Raw genomic sequence first — 15475 nt, 5'->3', positions numbered from 1 at the left:
GCGCGGTTCCCCGCGCCCCTGGGTGAGTGGCCTGCTCCCCTGTTAAGAAGTGCCCGCGCGTACCGCTGCGGTCGCTTTCCTGGCCGCTACCAGTACGGGGTCCCAGACCGGGGAGAACGGGGGCGCGTAGCCGAGGTCCAGGGCTGTCATCTGTTCGACCGTCATGGCTGCCGTGAGGGCCACCGCGGCGATGTCCACCCGCTTCGCCGCGCCCTCGCGGCCGACGATCTGGACGCCGAGGAGTCGGCCCGTGCGGTGTTCGGCGAGCATCTTCACCGTCATCACGGCTGCGCCGGGGTAGTAGCCCGCGCTGTTCGTCGACTCGATGGTGACCGACACGAACCGGAGACCCGCCCGGCGCGCGTCCTTCTCCAGCAGGCCGGTGCGGGCGATCTCCAGGTCGCAGACCTTGCTCACGGCGGTGCCGACCACGCCGGGGAAGGTGGCGTAGCCGCCGCCCGCGTTCGCGCCGATGACCTGGCCGTGCTTGTTGGCGTGCGTGCCGAGGGGGATGTGCCGTTCCTGGCCGGAGACGAGGTCCAGGACCTCGACACAGTCGCCGCCCGCCCAGATGTTCTCGTGCCCGCGCACCCGCATCGCCAGGTCGGTGAGGAGGCCGCCGTGGTCGCCCACGGGGAGTCCCGCCGCCCGTGCGAGCGTCGTCTCGGGGCGGACGCCGATACCGAGCACCACCACGTCCGCCGGGTACTCGGCGTCCTCCGTGGCGACCGCGCGGACCGGGCCGTCGTCGCCGGTGAGCACCTTGGTGACCTCGGCGTCGTTGACCATGGTGATGCCCAGACCCTCCATCGCCTCGTGCACCAGGCGGCCCATGTCCGGGTCGAGCGTGGACATCGGCTCCCTGCTGCGGTTGACGACCGTCACCTCGTAGCCGCGCTTGATGAGCGCCTCGGCCATCTCCACGCCGATGTAACCCGCGCCGACCACTACCGCGCGGCGGCCCTTCGTGGTGGCCAGGGTGTCCAGGAGCGCCTGGCCGTCGTCCAGGGTCTGTACGCCGTGCACCCCGGGTGCGTCGACACCCGGCAGTGAGGGACGGATCGGGCGGGCGCCCGTGGCGATCACCAGTTTGTCGTACGACGTCCATGACTCGGCGCCCGTTTCCAGGTCACGGGCGCGCACCCGGCCGCCCGGCACGTCGATCTCCGTGACCTCCGTACGCATGCGCAGGTCGATGTCGCGGGCCCGGTGCTCCTCGGCCGAGCGGGCGATCAGCATGTCCCGGTCCGGGACGTCGCCGCTCACCCAGTAGGGGATGCCGCACGCCGAGTAGGAGGTGAAGTTGCCGCGTTCGAACGCCACGATCTCCAGTTCGCCGGGTTTCCGGAGCCGGCGTGCCTGCGACGCGGCGGACATGCCCGCCGCGTCGCCGCCGATCACCACCAGACGCTCGGTCACACGCTTCGTGCCACTCGTACGGCCGTCGCCGTTGCCGTCGCCATCACTCATGCTCATGCGAACACGCTACGGGGGCCCCGCGTTTCGACGCAGTCGGATCCGGGCGGGGCCGATCGATCCTGGTCAGTCCTCGTCCGGGCCCTTCGACGGCATCGGAGGAGCCGTCGGCAGGGACGTCGTCGGTGCCGGGCCCGCGGCTGTCACCGGAGCGCGGTGGTGCTCCCGGCGGGGCCGGGCGAAGCGCAGCCAGGCGAACACCAGCAGGGCCGCCACAGCCGCGAACGGCAGCACCGCGGCGATGGCCACCACGATCCAGCGCAGCATCGACACGAACGCGTGCCAGCCGCCCGCGAGAGCGTCCAGGACGCCCGGGTCGTCGTTCTCGTCGGACTCCTTGGGCGGGGTCTCGGACAGGGAGAGGTTGATCGTGGCCAGGGAGGTGCGGTCCTTCAGGGAGGACTGGCGGGCGAGCAGCGACTCCAGGTCGGCCTGACGGCGGCTCAACTCGCCCTCCAGGGTGACCACGTCGGAGAGCTTGGTGGCCTTGTCCATCAGCTCACGGATGCGGTTCACGCTGGCGCGCTGCGTGATGATGCGGCTCTCCACGTCGACGACCTGCTCGGTGACGTCCTTCGCCTCGGCCTCCCGGTGCAGGAGCTTGCCGGTGCCCTCCAGGTCCTTGAGGACCTTCTCGTACTCGGCGACGGGCACCCGCAGGACGACGTCGGTGTTCTCGCCTCCTTCCTCCTCGTCCAGGGTCGTCGTCTCGCTGCCGACGAAACCGCCCGCGTTCGCGGTGACGGTGCGGACCTTGGTCAGGGCCTTCGACACGTCCTTGACCTGCACGGAGACGGACACGGTACGGATGATGTGCGGGCCGACGGCCGCCTGGGGCGCCGCACTGGCCTGGGCGCCCGGCTTGCCCTCGGACCCGGCCTCTTCCTGCAGGGCGCCCGAGTCGGCCTTGTCCGCACCGCCCTTCGAGTCGCTGGTCGTGCCGGAGTCGGCGCCCATGCCGCTGCATCCGGTGAGCGCGAGGGCCGCGGCGAGGAGGAGGCCCGCCAGGGCCTGAACAGGACGTGCATGGGTTGTGCGCAGGGTGTTCATCGTGCGGATCCCCCCGAGGGCTGTCATTGGACGGTCCTGGACCGTCTTGGGACGTCGTGGAACGTCGTGGTGTACGACCGACGCTCCTTCGACGCCCGAAGGGGCCGGGACGTTGGCCCCCTACGGTCCCGATGAGGTCACGGTCGGGACTCGTGCCGGACACCGGGGGCCGGAGTGCGCCGACGGGAGTGTCAGCGGGGTCTGGCAAGGTGGTGGCATGAGCGCAGTGGAGGCCCGCGCGGGTGCCGGGCATGTCGTCGTCATCGGGGGCGGGATCGCGGGTCTGGCCGCCGCCCACCGGCTGCTGGACCGGGGCGCGCGGGTCACGGTCCTGGAAGCGTCCGACCGCGTCGGCGGCAAGCTGCTGCCCGGCGAGATCGCGGGCGCGCGGGTCGATCTCGGTGCCGAGTCGATGCTCGCCCGCAGACCCGAAGCGGTCGCGCTCGCCCGCGAGGTGGGCCTCGACGACCAGCTTCAGCCGCCCGCCACCTCGACGGCCTCGATCTGGACCCGGGGCGCGCTCCGCCCGTTTCCCAAGGGGCACGTCATGGGCGTTCCCGGCAATGCCTCGGCCCTGGCCGGTGTCCTCTCGGACGAGGGTCTTGCCCGTATCGGGCGTGACGCCGACCTCCCGCGCACGGAGATCGGGGACGACGTCGCGGTGGGGGAGTACGTCGCCGAGCGCCTCGGCCGCGAGGTCGTCGACCGGCTGGTGGAACCGCTGCTGGGCGGGGTGTACGCGGGCGACGCGTACCGCATCTCGATGCGCTCGGCCGTACCCCAGCTCTTCGAGGTCGCCAAGAAGCACGCCTCCCTGACGGAGGGGGTCCGCGGCATCCAGGCCCGGATGGCCGCCGCTCCCCAGCAGGGCGGGCCGGTCTTCATGGGCGTCCAGGGCGGTGTGGGCCGACTGCCGCTCGCCGTCGCGGAGTCGGTGCGTGCGCGGGGCGGCGAGATCGTCACCGGGGCACCGGTGACCGAACTGCGCCGGGCGGCCGGGACAGCGGCGGCGTGGCGGGTCGTCGCCGGGGACCGGGTGCTCGACGCCGACGGGGTCGTCGTCGCCGTACCGACCCCGGTGGCCGCCGGACTGCTGCGCGCCGAGGCACCGGCCGCCGCCGCCGAACTCGCCGGCGTGGAGTACGCGTCGATGGCCCTGATCACCCTGGCCTACCGCCGCGCCGACGTCAGCCTCCCCGAGGGCAGCGGCTTCCTCGTCCCGCCCGTCGACGGACGCACCATCAAGGCGTCGACGTTCGCCTCCCAGAAGTGGGGCTGGATCGCCGAGGAGAACCCGGACCTCTTCGTCCTGCGCACCTCCGTGGGGCGGTACGCCGAGACGCAGATCCTCCAGCGCCCCGACGCCGACATGGTCGAGGTCTCACGCCACGACCTCAAGGAGGCGACCGGGCTGACGGCGGCGCCCGTCGAGAGCCGCGTCACCCGCTGGGACGACGGCCTGCCCCAGTACCCCGTCGGCCACCACGCGCGTGTGGACCGCGTCCGCGAACACATCGCCAAGCTCCCGGGCCTGGCCGTGTGCGGCGCGGCGTACGACGGGGTCGGCATCCCCGCCTGCATCGCGAGCGCGTACGCGGCCGTGGACACGCTCGGACCGCTTCAGCCGCCCGGACCGTCGGAGCCGCCTGAGGCCGACCCGGTGCGAAACGCGCCCGGCGGAGCGGGAGAATAGGCACATGAGTGACGACGCCCCCACCACCGACGCGGCCCGCATCCCCAACAAGGGCAAGCTGGCCAAGGACCTCAACGAGGTCATCCGCTACACCCTGTGGTCCGTCTTCAAGCTGAAGGACGTCCTGCCCGAGGACCGCACGGGCTTCGCCGACGAGGTCCAGGAGCTCTTCGACCAGCTCGCCGCGAAGGACGTGACCGTCCGCGGCACGTACGACGTCTCGGGGCTGCGCGCCGACGCCGACCTGATGATCTGGTGGCACGCCGAGACGGCCGACCAGCTCCAGGAGGCGTACAACCTCTTCCGCCGCACCAGGCTGGGCCGCGCGCTGGAGCCGGTGTGGTCGAACATGGCGCTGCACCGCCCCGCCGAGTTCAACCGCTCGCACATCCCCGCGTTCCTGGCCGACGAGACGCCCCGGAACTACATCAGCGTCTACCCGTTCGTGCGCTCGTACGACTGGTACCTGCTGCCCGACGAGGACCGTCGCCGGATGCTCGCCGACCACGGCAAGATGGCCCGCGGCTACCCGGACGTGCGCGCCAACACGGTCGCCTCGTTCTCCCTCGGCGACTACGAGTGGCTGCTGGCCTTCGAGGCCGACGAGCTGTACCGCATCGTCGACCTCATGCGCCACCTCCGCGCCTCCGAGGCCCGTATGCACGTCCGCGAGGAGGTCCCCTTCTACACGGGCCGCCGCAAGTCGGTTGCCGAACTGGTCGAAGGGCTTGCCTGATCACCCGACCGGGGCGGCGCTCCGCGGGTCGCCGGGGTCCGGGACGCCGTCAGGCGGGACCGGCGAGCTGATCGCCGGTCCCGCCTGACGGCTGCCGCTGCCTCAGGCCGCCTGTGGCCGGCCGGAACGGCCGCCCGGGGCCGCGGGCCGCGGCTCGGCGTGCGGGGCGCACTCCGCGTTCCGCCCCGGCAGGCGGCCCGTCAGCAGATACGCGTCCAGGTGGGCGTTCACGCATGGGTTCGGGCCGCCCGCGATGCCGTGCGTGCCCGCGCCCCGTTCGGTCACCAGGGCCGAGCCGGACAGCCGGCGCCGCAGTTCGAGGGCGCCCGCGTACGGTGTCGCCGCGTCCCGTTCGGCCGCCAGGATCAGCACCGGCGGCAGTTCACCCGGCCCGGTCCGCACGTCGAGGGGCGTCTGACGGGGCGCCGGCCAGTAGGCGCACGGCAGGTTCATCCACGCGTTGTCCCAGGTCTCGAAGGGCGCCGTGCGCGCGAGCCGCGTGTTGTCGCGGTCCCAGACCCGCCAACTCGTCGGCCAGGGCGCGTCGTTGCACTCGACGGCCGTGTAGACCGCGTTGCCGTTCTCCGCCTCGACGGCAGCCTCCGTCACCGGCGCCGCCTGGTCGATCAGCGGCTGCGGATCACCCTTCAGGTAGGCGGACAGCGCGTGTGCGCGGTGCGGCCAGTAGTCGTCGTAGTACCCGGCCTGCAGAAACGCGCCCTGCAACTGCCCCGGCCCCACCTTCCCGCCGGCCGGCTCGGCGGCGAGCTCGGCCGCCGCCCTGTCGTAACTCCGCAGCACGGCCTCGGGCGTGGCGCCCAGTCCGTACACGTCGTCGTGCCGGGCGACCCAGGCCCGGAAGTCCGCCCAGCGGTTCTCGAACGCGGCCGACTGGTCGAGGTTGTTGCGGTACCAGATCCCGGCCGGGTCCGGGTTCACCGCCGAGTCGAACACCATCCGCCGCACGTGCGAGGGGAACAGCGTGGCGTACAGCGCCCCGAAGTACGTGCCGTACGAGGCGCCCATGAACGTCAGCCGGTCCTCGCCGAGCGCGGCGCGCAGAACGTCCAGGTCACGGGCGTTGTTGAGGGAGTTGTAGTGGCGCAGCGCGTCCCCCGAGCGCTCGGCGCACCCGTGTGCGTACGCCTTCGCCTCGGCGACGCGCTCCATCTTGTACGACTCGGAAGGGTGCGCCGGGGCCTGCGTGGGTCCCTTGAAGAACCGCTTCGGGTCCTTGCAGGACAGCGGCGCCGACCGGCCCACCCCGCGCGGGGCGTATCCGACCAGGTCGTACGCGCCCGCGATGCGCTTCCACTCCGGGATGACGCCGATCATCGGGAAGAACATGCCGGACGCGCCGGGGCCGCCCGGGTTGTAGACGAGGGCGCCCTGGCGTTCCACCCTGTGCTCGGGGTCGCGCGGGTTCTTGCCCGTCGCCTCGGCCCGGCTGACCGTGAGCTTGATCTGCTTGCCGTCGGGGTGCGCGTAGTCCAGCGGCACGGTGACGGTGCCGCAGCGCAGACTGTCCGGCAGTTCCTCCTCCTCCGGGCACTTGCCGAAGCTGATACCGGCCGCCCCGGCGCGCGCGGCGGCCAGCACGGAACCCCGGAACTCGGCCGAGCCGGGGCCTCCCGGCAGGCCGGCCCCGCCCGGGGCACTGTCCGCAGGGGCGGCGGCCAGAGTGGTCAGCAGCAAGGACCCGGCAGCAGAGTAGAGGGCGGCAGCTCGCATCGCGTATCCCTTCGGTGGCAACAGAAGGGATGTTTCGGGCGCCGGTCGGCGAAGGCAAGCACCGCCCGCCCGGTGTCGCCGCGAGCACTCCTATGCGCCCCCGCACACCCCCGGGGCGCCGGGGTCCCCGGTCACGGCCGGGCAGGCCCTACGGCTCCCGGTGCGCGAAGGCGGCGCGCAGATCGGGCTCGTCGACCGCGCGGACCCCGAGTACGGCGACGGAGGTGAGGTACGTGCGTTCGTCGCCGGCGTCCTGAGGATCGGCGGTCCTGGTCCGCCGGGTCAGGGCGGTGAGCAGCCGCTGTCCGGCCGGTGACGCCCAGCGCGAGTACGGGTGGACCTCGATCCGGGCGATGGCGAGGCAGCTCAGGGTGAGGACGAGGGGGAGCGCGAACCAGAGGGCGACCAGGTCGCGCGGTACGGCACCCCGCCCCGGCACCAGCAGGGCCACCGCGCCCAGCGCGACGACGGCCAGCGCGGCGGCCCGTACCTGACGGACCGCGAACGCGATTCCGCGCCGGGCGCCGTCGGGCACGGCCAGGCCCGCCGCGACGAGCCGGTCCGCGAGCCTCCGTACGGCTTCCGTGCCGGCCGCGGCCGTCCGCACCGGAGCGATGCGCGACTGGCCCTCCGGCCCGATGGCGCCTATCACCGACCGTTCCATCTCGTCGCGCCCGCTCGGGTCCACGACGGTCGCCCAGCCGGTGTGGGCGAGCAGCAGCCGCCGTTGGCGGGCCATCGACACCAGCGTGAGATCGGCGACCCGCGCCGGTCCGCCGGACAGGAACGCGGCCTCGTACAGGGTCAGTTCGCGTCCGCGTCCGCCGGGGCCGGCGTCCGGATCGACGGCAGCCGCGTGGACGGCCGCCAGGCACAGCCGGATGCATGCCGTACCGGCGGCGATCCAGGCCAGCAGCAGGAGGAAGGACCAGAACATGCCGTTGTTCTATGCGAAGGGTGCCTGGAACGCCATGGGCTTTCAGGATATGGACGAGGTATGGCCGGTACGTGACGTATGGGCCGTGGCCGGTTCGGGCCGGGTCAGGTCGTCTCGGCGGGCTCCGTCGGGCTCGGTGGCGGGCTCGTCGCCGGAGGCGGCAGGGGATAGGTCGCGGCCGGCGAGGGTGTCACCGGTACGGCGGACGCGGGGGCGGTCGTCGGGCCGGGCGGGGCCGGGGAGTTGGTGAGCGGCGGGGTGCTCGCGGCGGCCATGTCCTGGGCGAGGGCGTCGAAGTCGACGTATCCCGTGGCCTCCAGGACCTGGATGTGGTCGAGGACGGTCCTGTTGGCGTCGTCGGCGAGGGTGCGGACCAGGGAGTTGCGGGTGCTCGCGCGGACCTGCGCGACGACGGAGAACACCTTGCCGTGCGCCATCCGCAGCAGGTTGGCGAACTCACGGTCGAAGTCCTCGCCCTGGGCCGCGTCCATGGTGCCGAGCCACTCGCGCTGCTGCTCGCTCGGCTGGTTGGGCAGTTCGAAGCTGAGCCGCGAGGCCACGTCCCGAACCCGCTCGTCCAGGAACGTGTGCCCCTCGATCAGATGCCGGCCCGCGATCCGTACGGCCTCGGTGGTGCCGCGTTCCTGGGCCTGCTGACCGGCGGGCAGCTCCCACAGTCCGGCCAGCCGGACCTTGGTGAGGAAGTCGCGGTCGAGCGCGGACAGCGGACCGAACCGTGTCGACACGGTCTGCGCGTTGAGTACGTCCACACCGGTTCCGGAGCGGTCCGTGTACGACCACACCGGGAAGATCAGTGCCACGAGGGTCGCCGCCAGACCCGCGACGAGGAGCCCGGTACCGCCGAGTCCGGGACGTTGGATGGATCGCATGGTGCCTCCTGCTTGCGGCACCGCACGCTAATGCGCTTCGGGCACGGAGTTCGCATCGTACTGCGGGCCCTACGTCGGCTGCGGTACGGGAGGAGACGGCCCCGGGGGAGAGGACGGACGCCCGATGGGGGAGCGCGAGGACTGTGCATACCTTGCCAAATCCCAATGAACCGGACGGAGAAGTGTCGTGTAATGGGTGGCCCTGTTAACCGCCGCACAGTTTGCGCGGGTTGAGGTGGAGGTGCCCGTCCGGCGACGGGGGGTGGGACGGTGTACTCGGGGGTAGTGACGTTCGTCGCTCGGTGCTCCCCGTGCCCCCGCGCGTCAGCGGCGCAGGAGTACGCGGCGGGTGGCCCGGGCCAGCCGGGCCGTGGGGCGCCGGGAGCGCGGGGCCGGACCCGAGCGGTCGAGCCACCACTCGCGCAGTCGCCGCCGGCTCTCCGCGTTCTCCGGGGTCCCGGGCTGTCCGCCGAGCAGCAGATGCGCGGCGAAGTCCAGCGCGTCGTGCCGGTAACCGTCGGACATGGGGTGCCCGTGCGCGTACGAGAGGAAGGCGGGCCGGTATCCCGCCCCGAGGATCTCGGGCAGTTCCGGCGCGATCTTCGCCACGACGTCGGCCCGCTTCGCCCCGAGCGCCCGCGACTGCACCCCGAGCCGCACCCGGTCGAACCCCTCCGGCGCGGGCGTCCCCGCGACGAGCGCGGAGAGCAGCGCGGCCTGCGCGAGGGCGAGGCGCTGACGGGCGGGGGCGTAGTCGGATGCCTGGTCGGCCTCGCTCCCGCTCTCGCCTTCGCCCTTGTCCTCTTCCTCGGCTACGGGCGCGGCTGTCGTCGCCGAAGGGGCCGTCTTCGAGGTGGCCGACCCCGAGGGCGCAGCCGCTTCCAGCGCCCCGCGGATCGCGTCCAGTTCCCGTTCCAGCTCGCCCGCCTCGGGGAAGTTGTCGTCCCGCTCCAGCAGGACGCCGGGCGGGGTGACCCGGGAGGCGAGGTCCGTGAGGATGTCGAGGACCTGGGGCGGGACCGGGTGGGCGTGGCTGTCGTGCCAGACGCCGTCCCGTTCGAAGCCGCCCGCGACATGGACGTACGCGATGGCCTCGACGGGCAGGTCGGCCAGGGCCTTCGCCGGGTCCTCGCCCCGGTTGACGTGGTTCGTGTGGAGGTTGGCCACATCGATGAGGAGGCGTACGCCGGTCCGGTCCGCCAGTTCGTACAGGAACTGGCCCTCCGTGAGTTCCTCGCCGGGCCAGGCCAGGAGCGCGGCGATGTTCTCCACGGCGAGCGGTACGGGCAGCGCCGCCTGTGCGATGCGGACGTTCTCGCACAGCACGTCGAGCGCGTCCCGGGTGCGGGGCACGGGCAGCAGGTGCCCGGCCTCCAGCAGCGGGGACGCGGTCAGCGGACCGCCGGCCCGGACGAACGCGATGTGCTCGGTGACCAGGGGCGAGCCCAGTGCCTCGGCCCGCTCGGCGAGCGCGGTGAGCCGGTCCTCGGACGGCCGGTCGGCGCCGCCGAGACCCAGGGAGACACCGTGCGGGACGACGGTCACGCCGCGCTCGCGCAGCCGCAGCAGCGACTCGGGGAGATGCCCCGGGCAGAGGTTCTCGGCCACGGCCTCGACCCAGTCGATGCCCGGCATGGCCTCCACGGCGTCCGCGATCTCCGGCCGCCACCCGATGCCCGTACCCAGCCGTCCCGGTCGCTTCATGGTCCGTCCCCTTCTCCGACCTTCCCGGTCCACGGAGTGATGGCCCGGGTTCCGGGGGTCGAACCCCTCCCGGGCGACCTTCAGAGCAACATTTGAGCTTGCGCCCGTCCGTTCCCGTCCGCCTACTGGCCCTGGGCGAGCTTGTTGGGGTCCGGAGCCTCCGGCCGGTTGGTGTTGATCGTGCCGGGTGCCGGCGGCGACGGCTTGGAGGACAACACGGGGTTGCCGGTCGGCTCCACGGCGGGCGCGATGGGCGGCACCACTCCGGGGGACGGCGGCGGCGGACCGGTCGGACTGGCGCTGGGCCCGGCGGCCTTCTCGGCGATCTTCTGGAAGTCGATCTTGCCGGTCTTCTCCAGGATCGTGATGTGGTCGAGCACGGTCTGGTTGGTGTCCGAGGCCAGTTGACGCACGAGAGTGTTGCGGGTCTGGTTCCGCACCGTCGCGATGACCGGGAGGATGTTGCCGTGCGCCTGCCGCAGGAGGTTCGCCCAGACCTCGTCGTAGTCCGCGGGCGAGGCCGCCGTCATCTGGTCCAGGAAGCCCTGCTGCTGTTCGTTCGGCTGGTTGGGGATCGGGACACCGAGCTGCTGGGAGACGCTCCGTGCCCGCTTGTCGAGGTCGTTGTGGCCCGTGATCAGGTGCTGGGCCGCCTCCTTGACGGCGGGATTGCTCGACTTCGTCATCGCCTGCTGTCCCGCGGGCAGTTCCCACAGCCCGGCCAGCCGGACGCGCACGATGAGTTCGCGGTCCAAGGCGGTCAGCGGTCCCCACTGGGTGTTCACCGTGTCCCCGGTGATCGCGGCGGCCGTCGTGGCGTCGTTGCGGTGCGGGTACGAGTAGAACACGGGGTACGCGAGCGCGCCGACGGTGCCTGCGATGGCGAGGCCGACGAGGAACGTGCCGTTCAAGCGGGGCAAGGGAGCCTCCCGGGGGAACCCAACCGGTCGTTGGGGACTGATACGTGGCTGGTGAGGGACGTACGTGAGGAGTGGCCAGGACGCCGAGCGGGCCCGGGCCGTTGTCACGTGTACACGAGTCAGATCGTGCCGTTGGCGATGGCGTCGAAGTCGACCGCTCCGGTCTTCTCCAGCATCGTGATGTGGTCGAGCACGGTCTGGTTGGTGTCCGTCGCCAGTTGACGCACCAGCGAGTTCTGGGTCTGGTTCCGGATCGTCGCGATGTCCGGGAAGATCGTGCCGTGTGCCTTCCGCAGGAGGCTCGCCCAGACCCGGTCGAACTCCTTGCCCTGGGCGGCGTCCATCTGGGCCAGGAAGCCCTGCTGCGCCTCGTTCGGCTGGTTGGGCAGCTCGACATTGAGCTGGGCGGCGACCTTCCGCACCCGCTCGTCCAGGTCGCTGTGGCCCACCAGCAGGTGGTCCGCCGCCGCCTTGACGGTGGCGCTGCTGGACTTGTCCATCGCCTTCTCCCCGGCGGGCGCTTCCCACAGCCCGGCCAGCCGCACGCGCACGATCAGGCTGCGGTCCGAGGCGGTCAGCGGCCCCCACTGGGTGTTCACCGTGCCGGCGGCCGTGTTCGCCACTCCGGTGCCGGAGCGGTCGGCGTAGGACCACACCGGGAACGAGAGCGCGGCGATGGTCGTGGTCAGGGCCGCGATGACGAGGGCGGAGTGGTTGAAGCGCGGCAAAGGAGCCTCCCGGGGAAACCAACTGGTCGTTGGGCATGTGGTACATGGCCAGCGCCAGAAGGTACGGGCGGCAGCCCGGGGATGTTCAACGAAGATGTTTGAACCCTGTGCGGCCCAGGGGGCGATGGTCCGCCACCACCGTGGCCGAACCGGGTGCGATCTCCGTGAAACCGGCATCCCGGACCAACGGGAGCCCGCTGGAGATCAGTTCGCGCCATCGGTCCGGCTCCGCCGTGCGGACGGCGAGCGGGAAGCCCGCGTCGCGCCAGGCCGCGCGGGCCTCGTCCGACAGCTCCCACCACGCCAGCTGGGCGCCGTGTCCCGTCTGGGCCATCGCCTTGCCCGCCGACATCTCCAGCTCCGGGTTCAGCCAGAGGACGGGCACCGCCGGGTCGGGGCCGGGCGGCGGCTGCGGATCCTCCAGGTCGGTCCCGGAGACCTGGAGCCGCGCCAGGTCCTTGGGCCAGCCGTCCAGCGGTACGGGCGGGAAGACCCGTACCTCGGCCGACTTGCCGGTGACCGTGATGCCGGGCAGTGCCTCGGCCCGCCGCCACTCGGCACCCCGTGCCCGCCGCACGACCTTGCGGATCCGGGCGTCCTGCCAGTCCCGCACGGCCTCCGCCCACTCCCCGTCCCCGGCCGACCGCTCGTCCCCGAGGATCACCAGAACGGCCCGGGCGGCGGTCTCCAACGCGTCCGTACGAGCGGGCGGCTCGGCCTTCTCGATCCGCGCGACGAGGGGGAGGACGAACTGGGGGGCCTCGTCACGCGGTGAGGGCTCGGAACGGAAAGGGCTGTCGCCGGGAACGGCCGGGTCATTGGTCACGTCCTTCAGTCTGCCAGGCGGAAGATCGGTTCTTCCGGGGGAGAGGACGGGGGCCGCATGCAGAGTGAGCTTCGACTGGACGGCGTGGGCCGCCGCTACGGCATACGCGGCCCCTGGGTCCTGAGAGGCGTCGACCTGACCCTCACCCCAGGCACGCTCACCCGCATCGAGGGCGCCAACGGCACCGGCAAGTCCACCCTCCTGCGCGTGCTCGCCGGCATCGACACCCCCACGGAGGGCACCCGCACCGGCCGCCCGCGCACCGCGTACGTCCCCGAACGCTTCCCGGCGGCGCTCCCCTTCACCGCGCACGGCTACCTCACGCATCTCGGCGCCGTGCACGGACTGGACCGTACGACCGCCGCCCGCGCCGCCGAGGAGTGGCTGGAGCGGCTCGGCGCCGCAGCGTACGCCCGGACGCCCATGGCGGAGCTGTCGAAGGGCAGCAGCCAGAAGGTCGCGGTCGCGCAGGCACTCCTCGCCGACCCCGAGCTGCTCGTCCTCGACGAGGCGTGGACGGGCCTCGACACCGCGGCCCGGGGCGAGTTGGAGCGGGTCGTCGCCGAACTCACCGCGTCCGGCGCCTCGGTGGTGTTCGTCGACCACGACCCGGGCCGCCTGGCTGGGGCGCCCGACGCGACGTACACCGTGATCGAGGGCGGCCTCGACCTCCGTACGGCACAAGCCGGTTCACCGGAGGCCACCGGTCCGCACCTGGTCGTCGAGGCACAGGGGCCGCCGGGCGCGCGGCCCCCGGCCGAGGCGCTGAGGTGGACGACGTCGAGCACGGAGGCCGCGACGCCGGGCGGCCACCGGCTCACCGTCCCCGGGACCCACTCGGACGTCGTGCTCCGCGCCCTGCTCACGGCCCGCCCGCCCTGGCACGTGGTGAGCGTGGCGGCGGAAGCGTCCGGAACCCCCGGAGCCTCGCGCACGACCGGCAAGCCCGCCGGCACCGCCGTGTCCGCCCCGCCCGCCACCGACGAAAGCCGCCGATGACCGCCCTCCTGCGCTACCAGGCAGCCCTGCTCGTGCGTTCGCAGCGCTGGCTGCCGCCGTTCATCCTGTACGCCGTGTTCCTGGGCGTCGGGGTGCAGGGCGGCCAGCCGGTGCTCGACTCGCTCGGGTACGCCGCGGCGGCCGTCCTGCCGGTGGCCGCCTGGCTGGTGCGGATCTGCGCGGGCAACGAGCCCCCCGCCGCCCGCGCCGCCGTGGCGGCGGCCGTCGGCCCCGGACGGGCACACCTGGCCTGTCTCCTGGTGGCACTGGCCGCCGCCGTGGCGCTCGGGACGACCGCGACCGTCGTGGTGACCCTGATCAGCGACCCGGCGAGCGCCGATCACCGGATCCGGGTGGAGCCGCTCCCGGCCGGTGGAGCCGGGCTGCTCGCCGCCCTGGTGTGCGCCCTGCTCGGCACGGCCGTCGGCGCGCTCACGACCTGGCCGCTGCTGCGCTCGCCCGGCCGGGCGGTGCCCGCGATGATGCTCGCCGCGCTGGTGGCGATGGTGGTGACGGGCTCCCCGGCCAGGTCGGCGATCACGTCCCTGGTGACCGGCTCGCGCTCGGGCACGATCCCGGTGCCCCTGCTGCCACTGGCCGCGGCGGCCCTGGTCACGGTGGCGGCGATCGCCGCGGCCTGCGCGCTCACCTCGCGCCGCTCACCCTGAACAGGCGTTGCGCTGAGCCTCCTGCCATTCACATACGGGGCAGAGTGTGACGCCCTTCCGCGACCTCGGGTACTCGGTCGGCTCCCGGCACAGCACGCACTCCGCGTACGGCGGTCCACCGGCTTCGCCCTCGTGCCCGTGCTCGTGCTCGTCGCTCATGTCACCAGCGTAAGCCGGTCGTCGCCGGTCACCGTCGGCCGCTCGTGGCCCCGATCAGCTCGGACACCTTCACGAACCGGAAGCCGCGCCCGCGCAGCGCGGGCACGATGGTGCGGACGGCCCGTTCGGTCGCCGGGGCGGCACTGCGCGTGCAGTGCATGACGACGACCGACCCGGGCTGTACACGGTCCAGCACCTCCCTGGCCACGGCGTCGGCGTCCGTCGCGAAGGCGTCCCCGCTGACGACGTCCCACTGCACGGCGGTGACCCCTGCCGTGCTCAGGGCACGCAGCGCCCGCCGGTCGTGACACCCGCCGGGGAAGCGGAAGTACGGCATCGCCCCGGGCACCCCGGCGGCCCGGAAGGCGCTGAAGGCCCGCTCGACGTCGGCACGCATCCGCTCCTCGGAGCCGGAGCCGTCGCCCGCGATCGTCGGCAGCCCGTAACAGTCCTCGGTGAAGGCGTAGTGGCTGTACGAGTGGTTGCCGATCTCGAAGAGGGGGTCCCGTCCGATGGAGCGGGCCTGGACCGGGTACTCCTCGGCCCACCGGCCCGTCATGAACACGGTCGCCGGCACCTTGAGTGTCCGCAGCGAGGCGATCAGCCCGGGATTGTCGAACCGCTCGCCCCGCCCCGCCCGGTCGCCCTGCCCGGCGGTCATGTCGGCGTCGAAGGTGAGGGCGACGGCCTTGTCCGGGGTGCGCGGGCCGTTCCGGAAGACGGGGGTCAGGCCGGCGGGCCCGGGGGCGAGGGTCGGCGGCCGGGAGGGGGCGACGGACGGGAGCGCGGAAGGCTGCCGCTCGGCCCGTTGCGGGACCGGGCCGGTGCCGCAGGCGGCGAGGGTGGTGAGGGCGGCGCCGAGAACACAGACGGTGGCGACTCGTCGTACGAGACTGATCATCGTACGAAGGTAGAAATGTCCGGGTTGCCCGGTGGGTCGCCGCGAGGGTGAGCCGCG

14 protein-coding genes are annotated in these 15475 nt (G+C 72.9%); 4 read left to right on the top strand and 10 right to left on the bottom strand.

Annotation, left to right across the window (positions count from 1 at the left end; genetic code table 11):
- Window positions 1-42: 42 nt before the first annotated feature.
- Both OG595_RS08705 and OG595_RS08700 read right to left on the bottom strand, forming a co-directional pair.
- Window positions 43-1476: an FAD-dependent oxidoreductase gene (locus tag OG595_RS08705; RefSeq protein ID WP_443072983.1), complete on the bottom strand. Its 1434-nt coding sequence runs from the start codon at window positions 1474-1476 to the stop codon at window positions 43-45.
- A gap of 66 nt (window positions 1477-1542) precedes the next feature.
- Window positions 1543-2526 (bottom strand): DUF4349 domain-containing protein, encoded by a 984-nt coding sequence (locus OG595_RS08700; RefSeq protein WP_329282734.1) that lies wholly within the window; start codon window positions 2524-2526, stop codon window positions 1543-1545.
- Between the two features lie 217 nt (window positions 2527-2743).
- Here OG595_RS08700 and hemG point away from each other — a divergent pair, with 217 nt between their 5' ends.
- Together hemG and hemQ are read left to right on the top strand one after the other, a co-directional pair.
- Window positions 2744-4219 carry a protoporphyrinogen oxidase gene (gene hemG, locus OG595_RS08695; protein ID WP_329269672.1) on the top strand — a complete coding sequence of 492 codons (1476 nt, stop codon included), beginning with the start codon at window positions 2744-2746 and terminating at the stop codon, window positions 4217-4219.
- Window positions 4220-4223: 4 nt separating this feature from the next.
- The gene (gene hemQ, locus OG595_RS08690; protein ID WP_329269671.1) at window positions 4224-4955 is read left to right on the top strand and encodes a hydrogen peroxide-dependent heme synthase; all 732 of its coding nucleotides are present in this window, start codon (window positions 4224-4226) and stop codon (window positions 4953-4955) included.
- Window positions 4956-5057: 102 nt separating this feature from the next.
- On the opposite strand, the gene OG595_RS08685 is transcribed toward hemQ, so the two are convergent.
- From OG595_RS08685 to OG595_RS08655, 7 genes are all read right to left on the bottom strand, one after another.
- Window positions 5058-6686, bottom strand: a complete 1629-nt coding sequence (locus OG595_RS08685) for an alpha/beta hydrolase (protein WP_329269670.1) — start codon at window positions 6684-6686, stop codon at window positions 5058-5060.
- A gap of 148 nt (window positions 6687-6834) precedes the next feature.
- Window positions 6835-7623, bottom strand: coding sequence for a TIGR04222 domain-containing membrane protein (locus tag OG595_RS08680; RefSeq protein WP_329269668.1), 789 nt, complete (start codon window positions 7621-7623; stop codon window positions 6835-6837).
- Window positions 7624-7727: 104 nt separating this feature from the next.
- Window positions 7728-8513 carry a DUF4142 domain-containing protein gene (locus OG595_RS08675; RefSeq protein ID WP_329269666.1) on the bottom strand — a complete coding sequence of 262 codons (786 nt, stop codon included), beginning with the start codon at window positions 8511-8513 and terminating at the stop codon, window positions 7728-7730.
- Window positions 8514-8837: 324 nt separating this feature from the next.
- Window positions 8838-10217, bottom strand: a complete 1380-nt coding sequence (locus OG595_RS08670) for a DUF692 domain-containing protein (protein WP_329269664.1) — start codon at window positions 10215-10217, stop codon at window positions 8838-8840.
- A 122-nt stretch (window positions 10218-10339) separates the two neighbouring features.
- On the bottom strand, window positions 10340-11137 hold the full coding sequence (locus tag OG595_RS08665) for a DUF4142 domain-containing protein (protein WP_329269662.1): 798 nt from the start codon (window positions 11135-11137) through the stop codon (window positions 10340-10342).
- A 119-nt stretch (window positions 11138-11256) separates the two neighbouring features.
- Window positions 11257-11865 (bottom strand): DUF4142 domain-containing protein, encoded by a 609-nt coding sequence (locus OG595_RS08660; protein ID WP_329269660.1) that lies wholly within the window; start codon window positions 11863-11865, stop codon window positions 11257-11259.
- 85 nt (window positions 11866-11950) lie between these two features.
- The gene (locus OG595_RS08655) at window positions 11951-12691 is read right to left on the bottom strand and encodes a peptidyl-tRNA hydrolase (RefSeq protein WP_329269658.1); all 741 of its coding nucleotides are present in this window, start codon (window positions 12689-12691) and stop codon (window positions 11951-11953) included.
- A gap of 57 nt (window positions 12692-12748) precedes the next feature.
- Here OG595_RS08655 and OG595_RS08650 point away from each other — a divergent pair, with 57 nt between their 5' ends.
- Both OG595_RS08650 and OG595_RS08645 read left to right on the top strand, forming a co-directional pair.
- On the top strand, window positions 12749-13690 hold the full coding sequence (locus OG595_RS08650) for an ABC transporter ATP-binding protein (protein ID WP_329269656.1): 942 nt from the start codon (window positions 12749-12751) through the stop codon (window positions 13688-13690).
- Window positions 13687-14358, top strand: a complete 672-nt coding sequence (locus OG595_RS08645) for an ABC transporter (protein ID WP_329269654.1) — start codon at window positions 13687-13689, stop codon at window positions 14356-14358. The genes OG595_RS08650 and OG595_RS08645 overlap by 4 nt, the downstream gene beginning before the upstream one ends.
- A 187-nt stretch (window positions 14359-14545) precedes the next feature.
- Here the strand turns inward: OG595_RS08645 and OG595_RS08640 are convergent, their stop codons facing one another.
- On the bottom strand, window positions 14546-15418 hold the full coding sequence (locus tag OG595_RS08640; RefSeq protein ID WP_329269652.1) for a polysaccharide deacetylase family protein: 873 nt from the start codon (window positions 15416-15418) through the stop codon (window positions 14546-14548).
- Window positions 15419-15475 lie beyond the last annotated feature (57 nt).

Origin of the sequence: Streptomyces sp. NBC_01451 (assembly GCF_036227485.1) — a bacterium.
Classification (GTDB): domain Bacteria; phylum Actinomycetota; class Actinomycetes; order Streptomycetales; family Streptomycetaceae; genus Streptomyces.
This window is presented reverse-complemented; position numbering and strand designations above follow the sequence as displayed.

Bases quoted from the DNA above. Each gene is read 5' to 3' on its own strand.
- OG595_RS08705 (WP_443072983.1), bottom strand. From the start codon at position 1,476: ATGAGCATGAGTGATGGCGACGGCAACGGCGACGGCCGTACGAGTGGC.
- OG595_RS08700 (WP_329282734.1), bottom strand. From the start codon at position 2,526: ATGAACACCCTGCGCACAACCCATGCACGTCCTGTTCAGGCCCTGGCG.
- hemG (WP_329269672.1), top strand. From the start codon at position 2,744: ATGAGCGCAGTGGAGGCCCGCGCGGGTGCCGGGCATGTCGTCGTCATC.
- hemQ (WP_329269671.1), top strand. From the start codon at position 4,224: ATGAGTGACGACGCCCCCACCACCGACGCGGCCCGCATCCCCAACAAG.
- OG595_RS08685 (WP_329269670.1), bottom strand. From the start codon at position 6,686: ATGCGAGCTGCCGCCCTCTACTCTGCTGCCGGGTCCTTGCTGCTGACC.
- OG595_RS08680 (WP_329269668.1), bottom strand. From the start codon at position 7,623: ATGTTCTGGTCCTTCCTCCTGCTGCTGGCCTGGATCGCCGCCGGTACG.
- OG595_RS08675 (WP_329269666.1), bottom strand. From the start codon at position 8,513: ATGCGATCCATCCAACGTCCCGGACTCGGCGGTACCGGGCTCCTCGTC.
- OG595_RS08670 (WP_329269664.1), bottom strand. From the start codon at position 10,217: ATGAAGCGACCGGGACGGCTGGGTACGGGCATCGGGTGGCGGCCGGAG.
- OG595_RS08650 (WP_329269656.1), top strand. From the start codon at position 12,749: ATGCAGAGTGAGCTTCGACTGGACGGCGTGGGCCGCCGCTACGGCATA.
- OG595_RS08645 (WP_329269654.1), top strand. From the start codon at position 13,687: ATGACCGCCCTCCTGCGCTACCAGGCAGCCCTGCTCGTGCGTTCGCAG.
- OG595_RS08640 (WP_329269652.1), bottom strand. From the start codon at position 15,418: ATGATCAGTCTCGTACGACGAGTCGCCACCGTCTGTGTTCTCGGCGCC.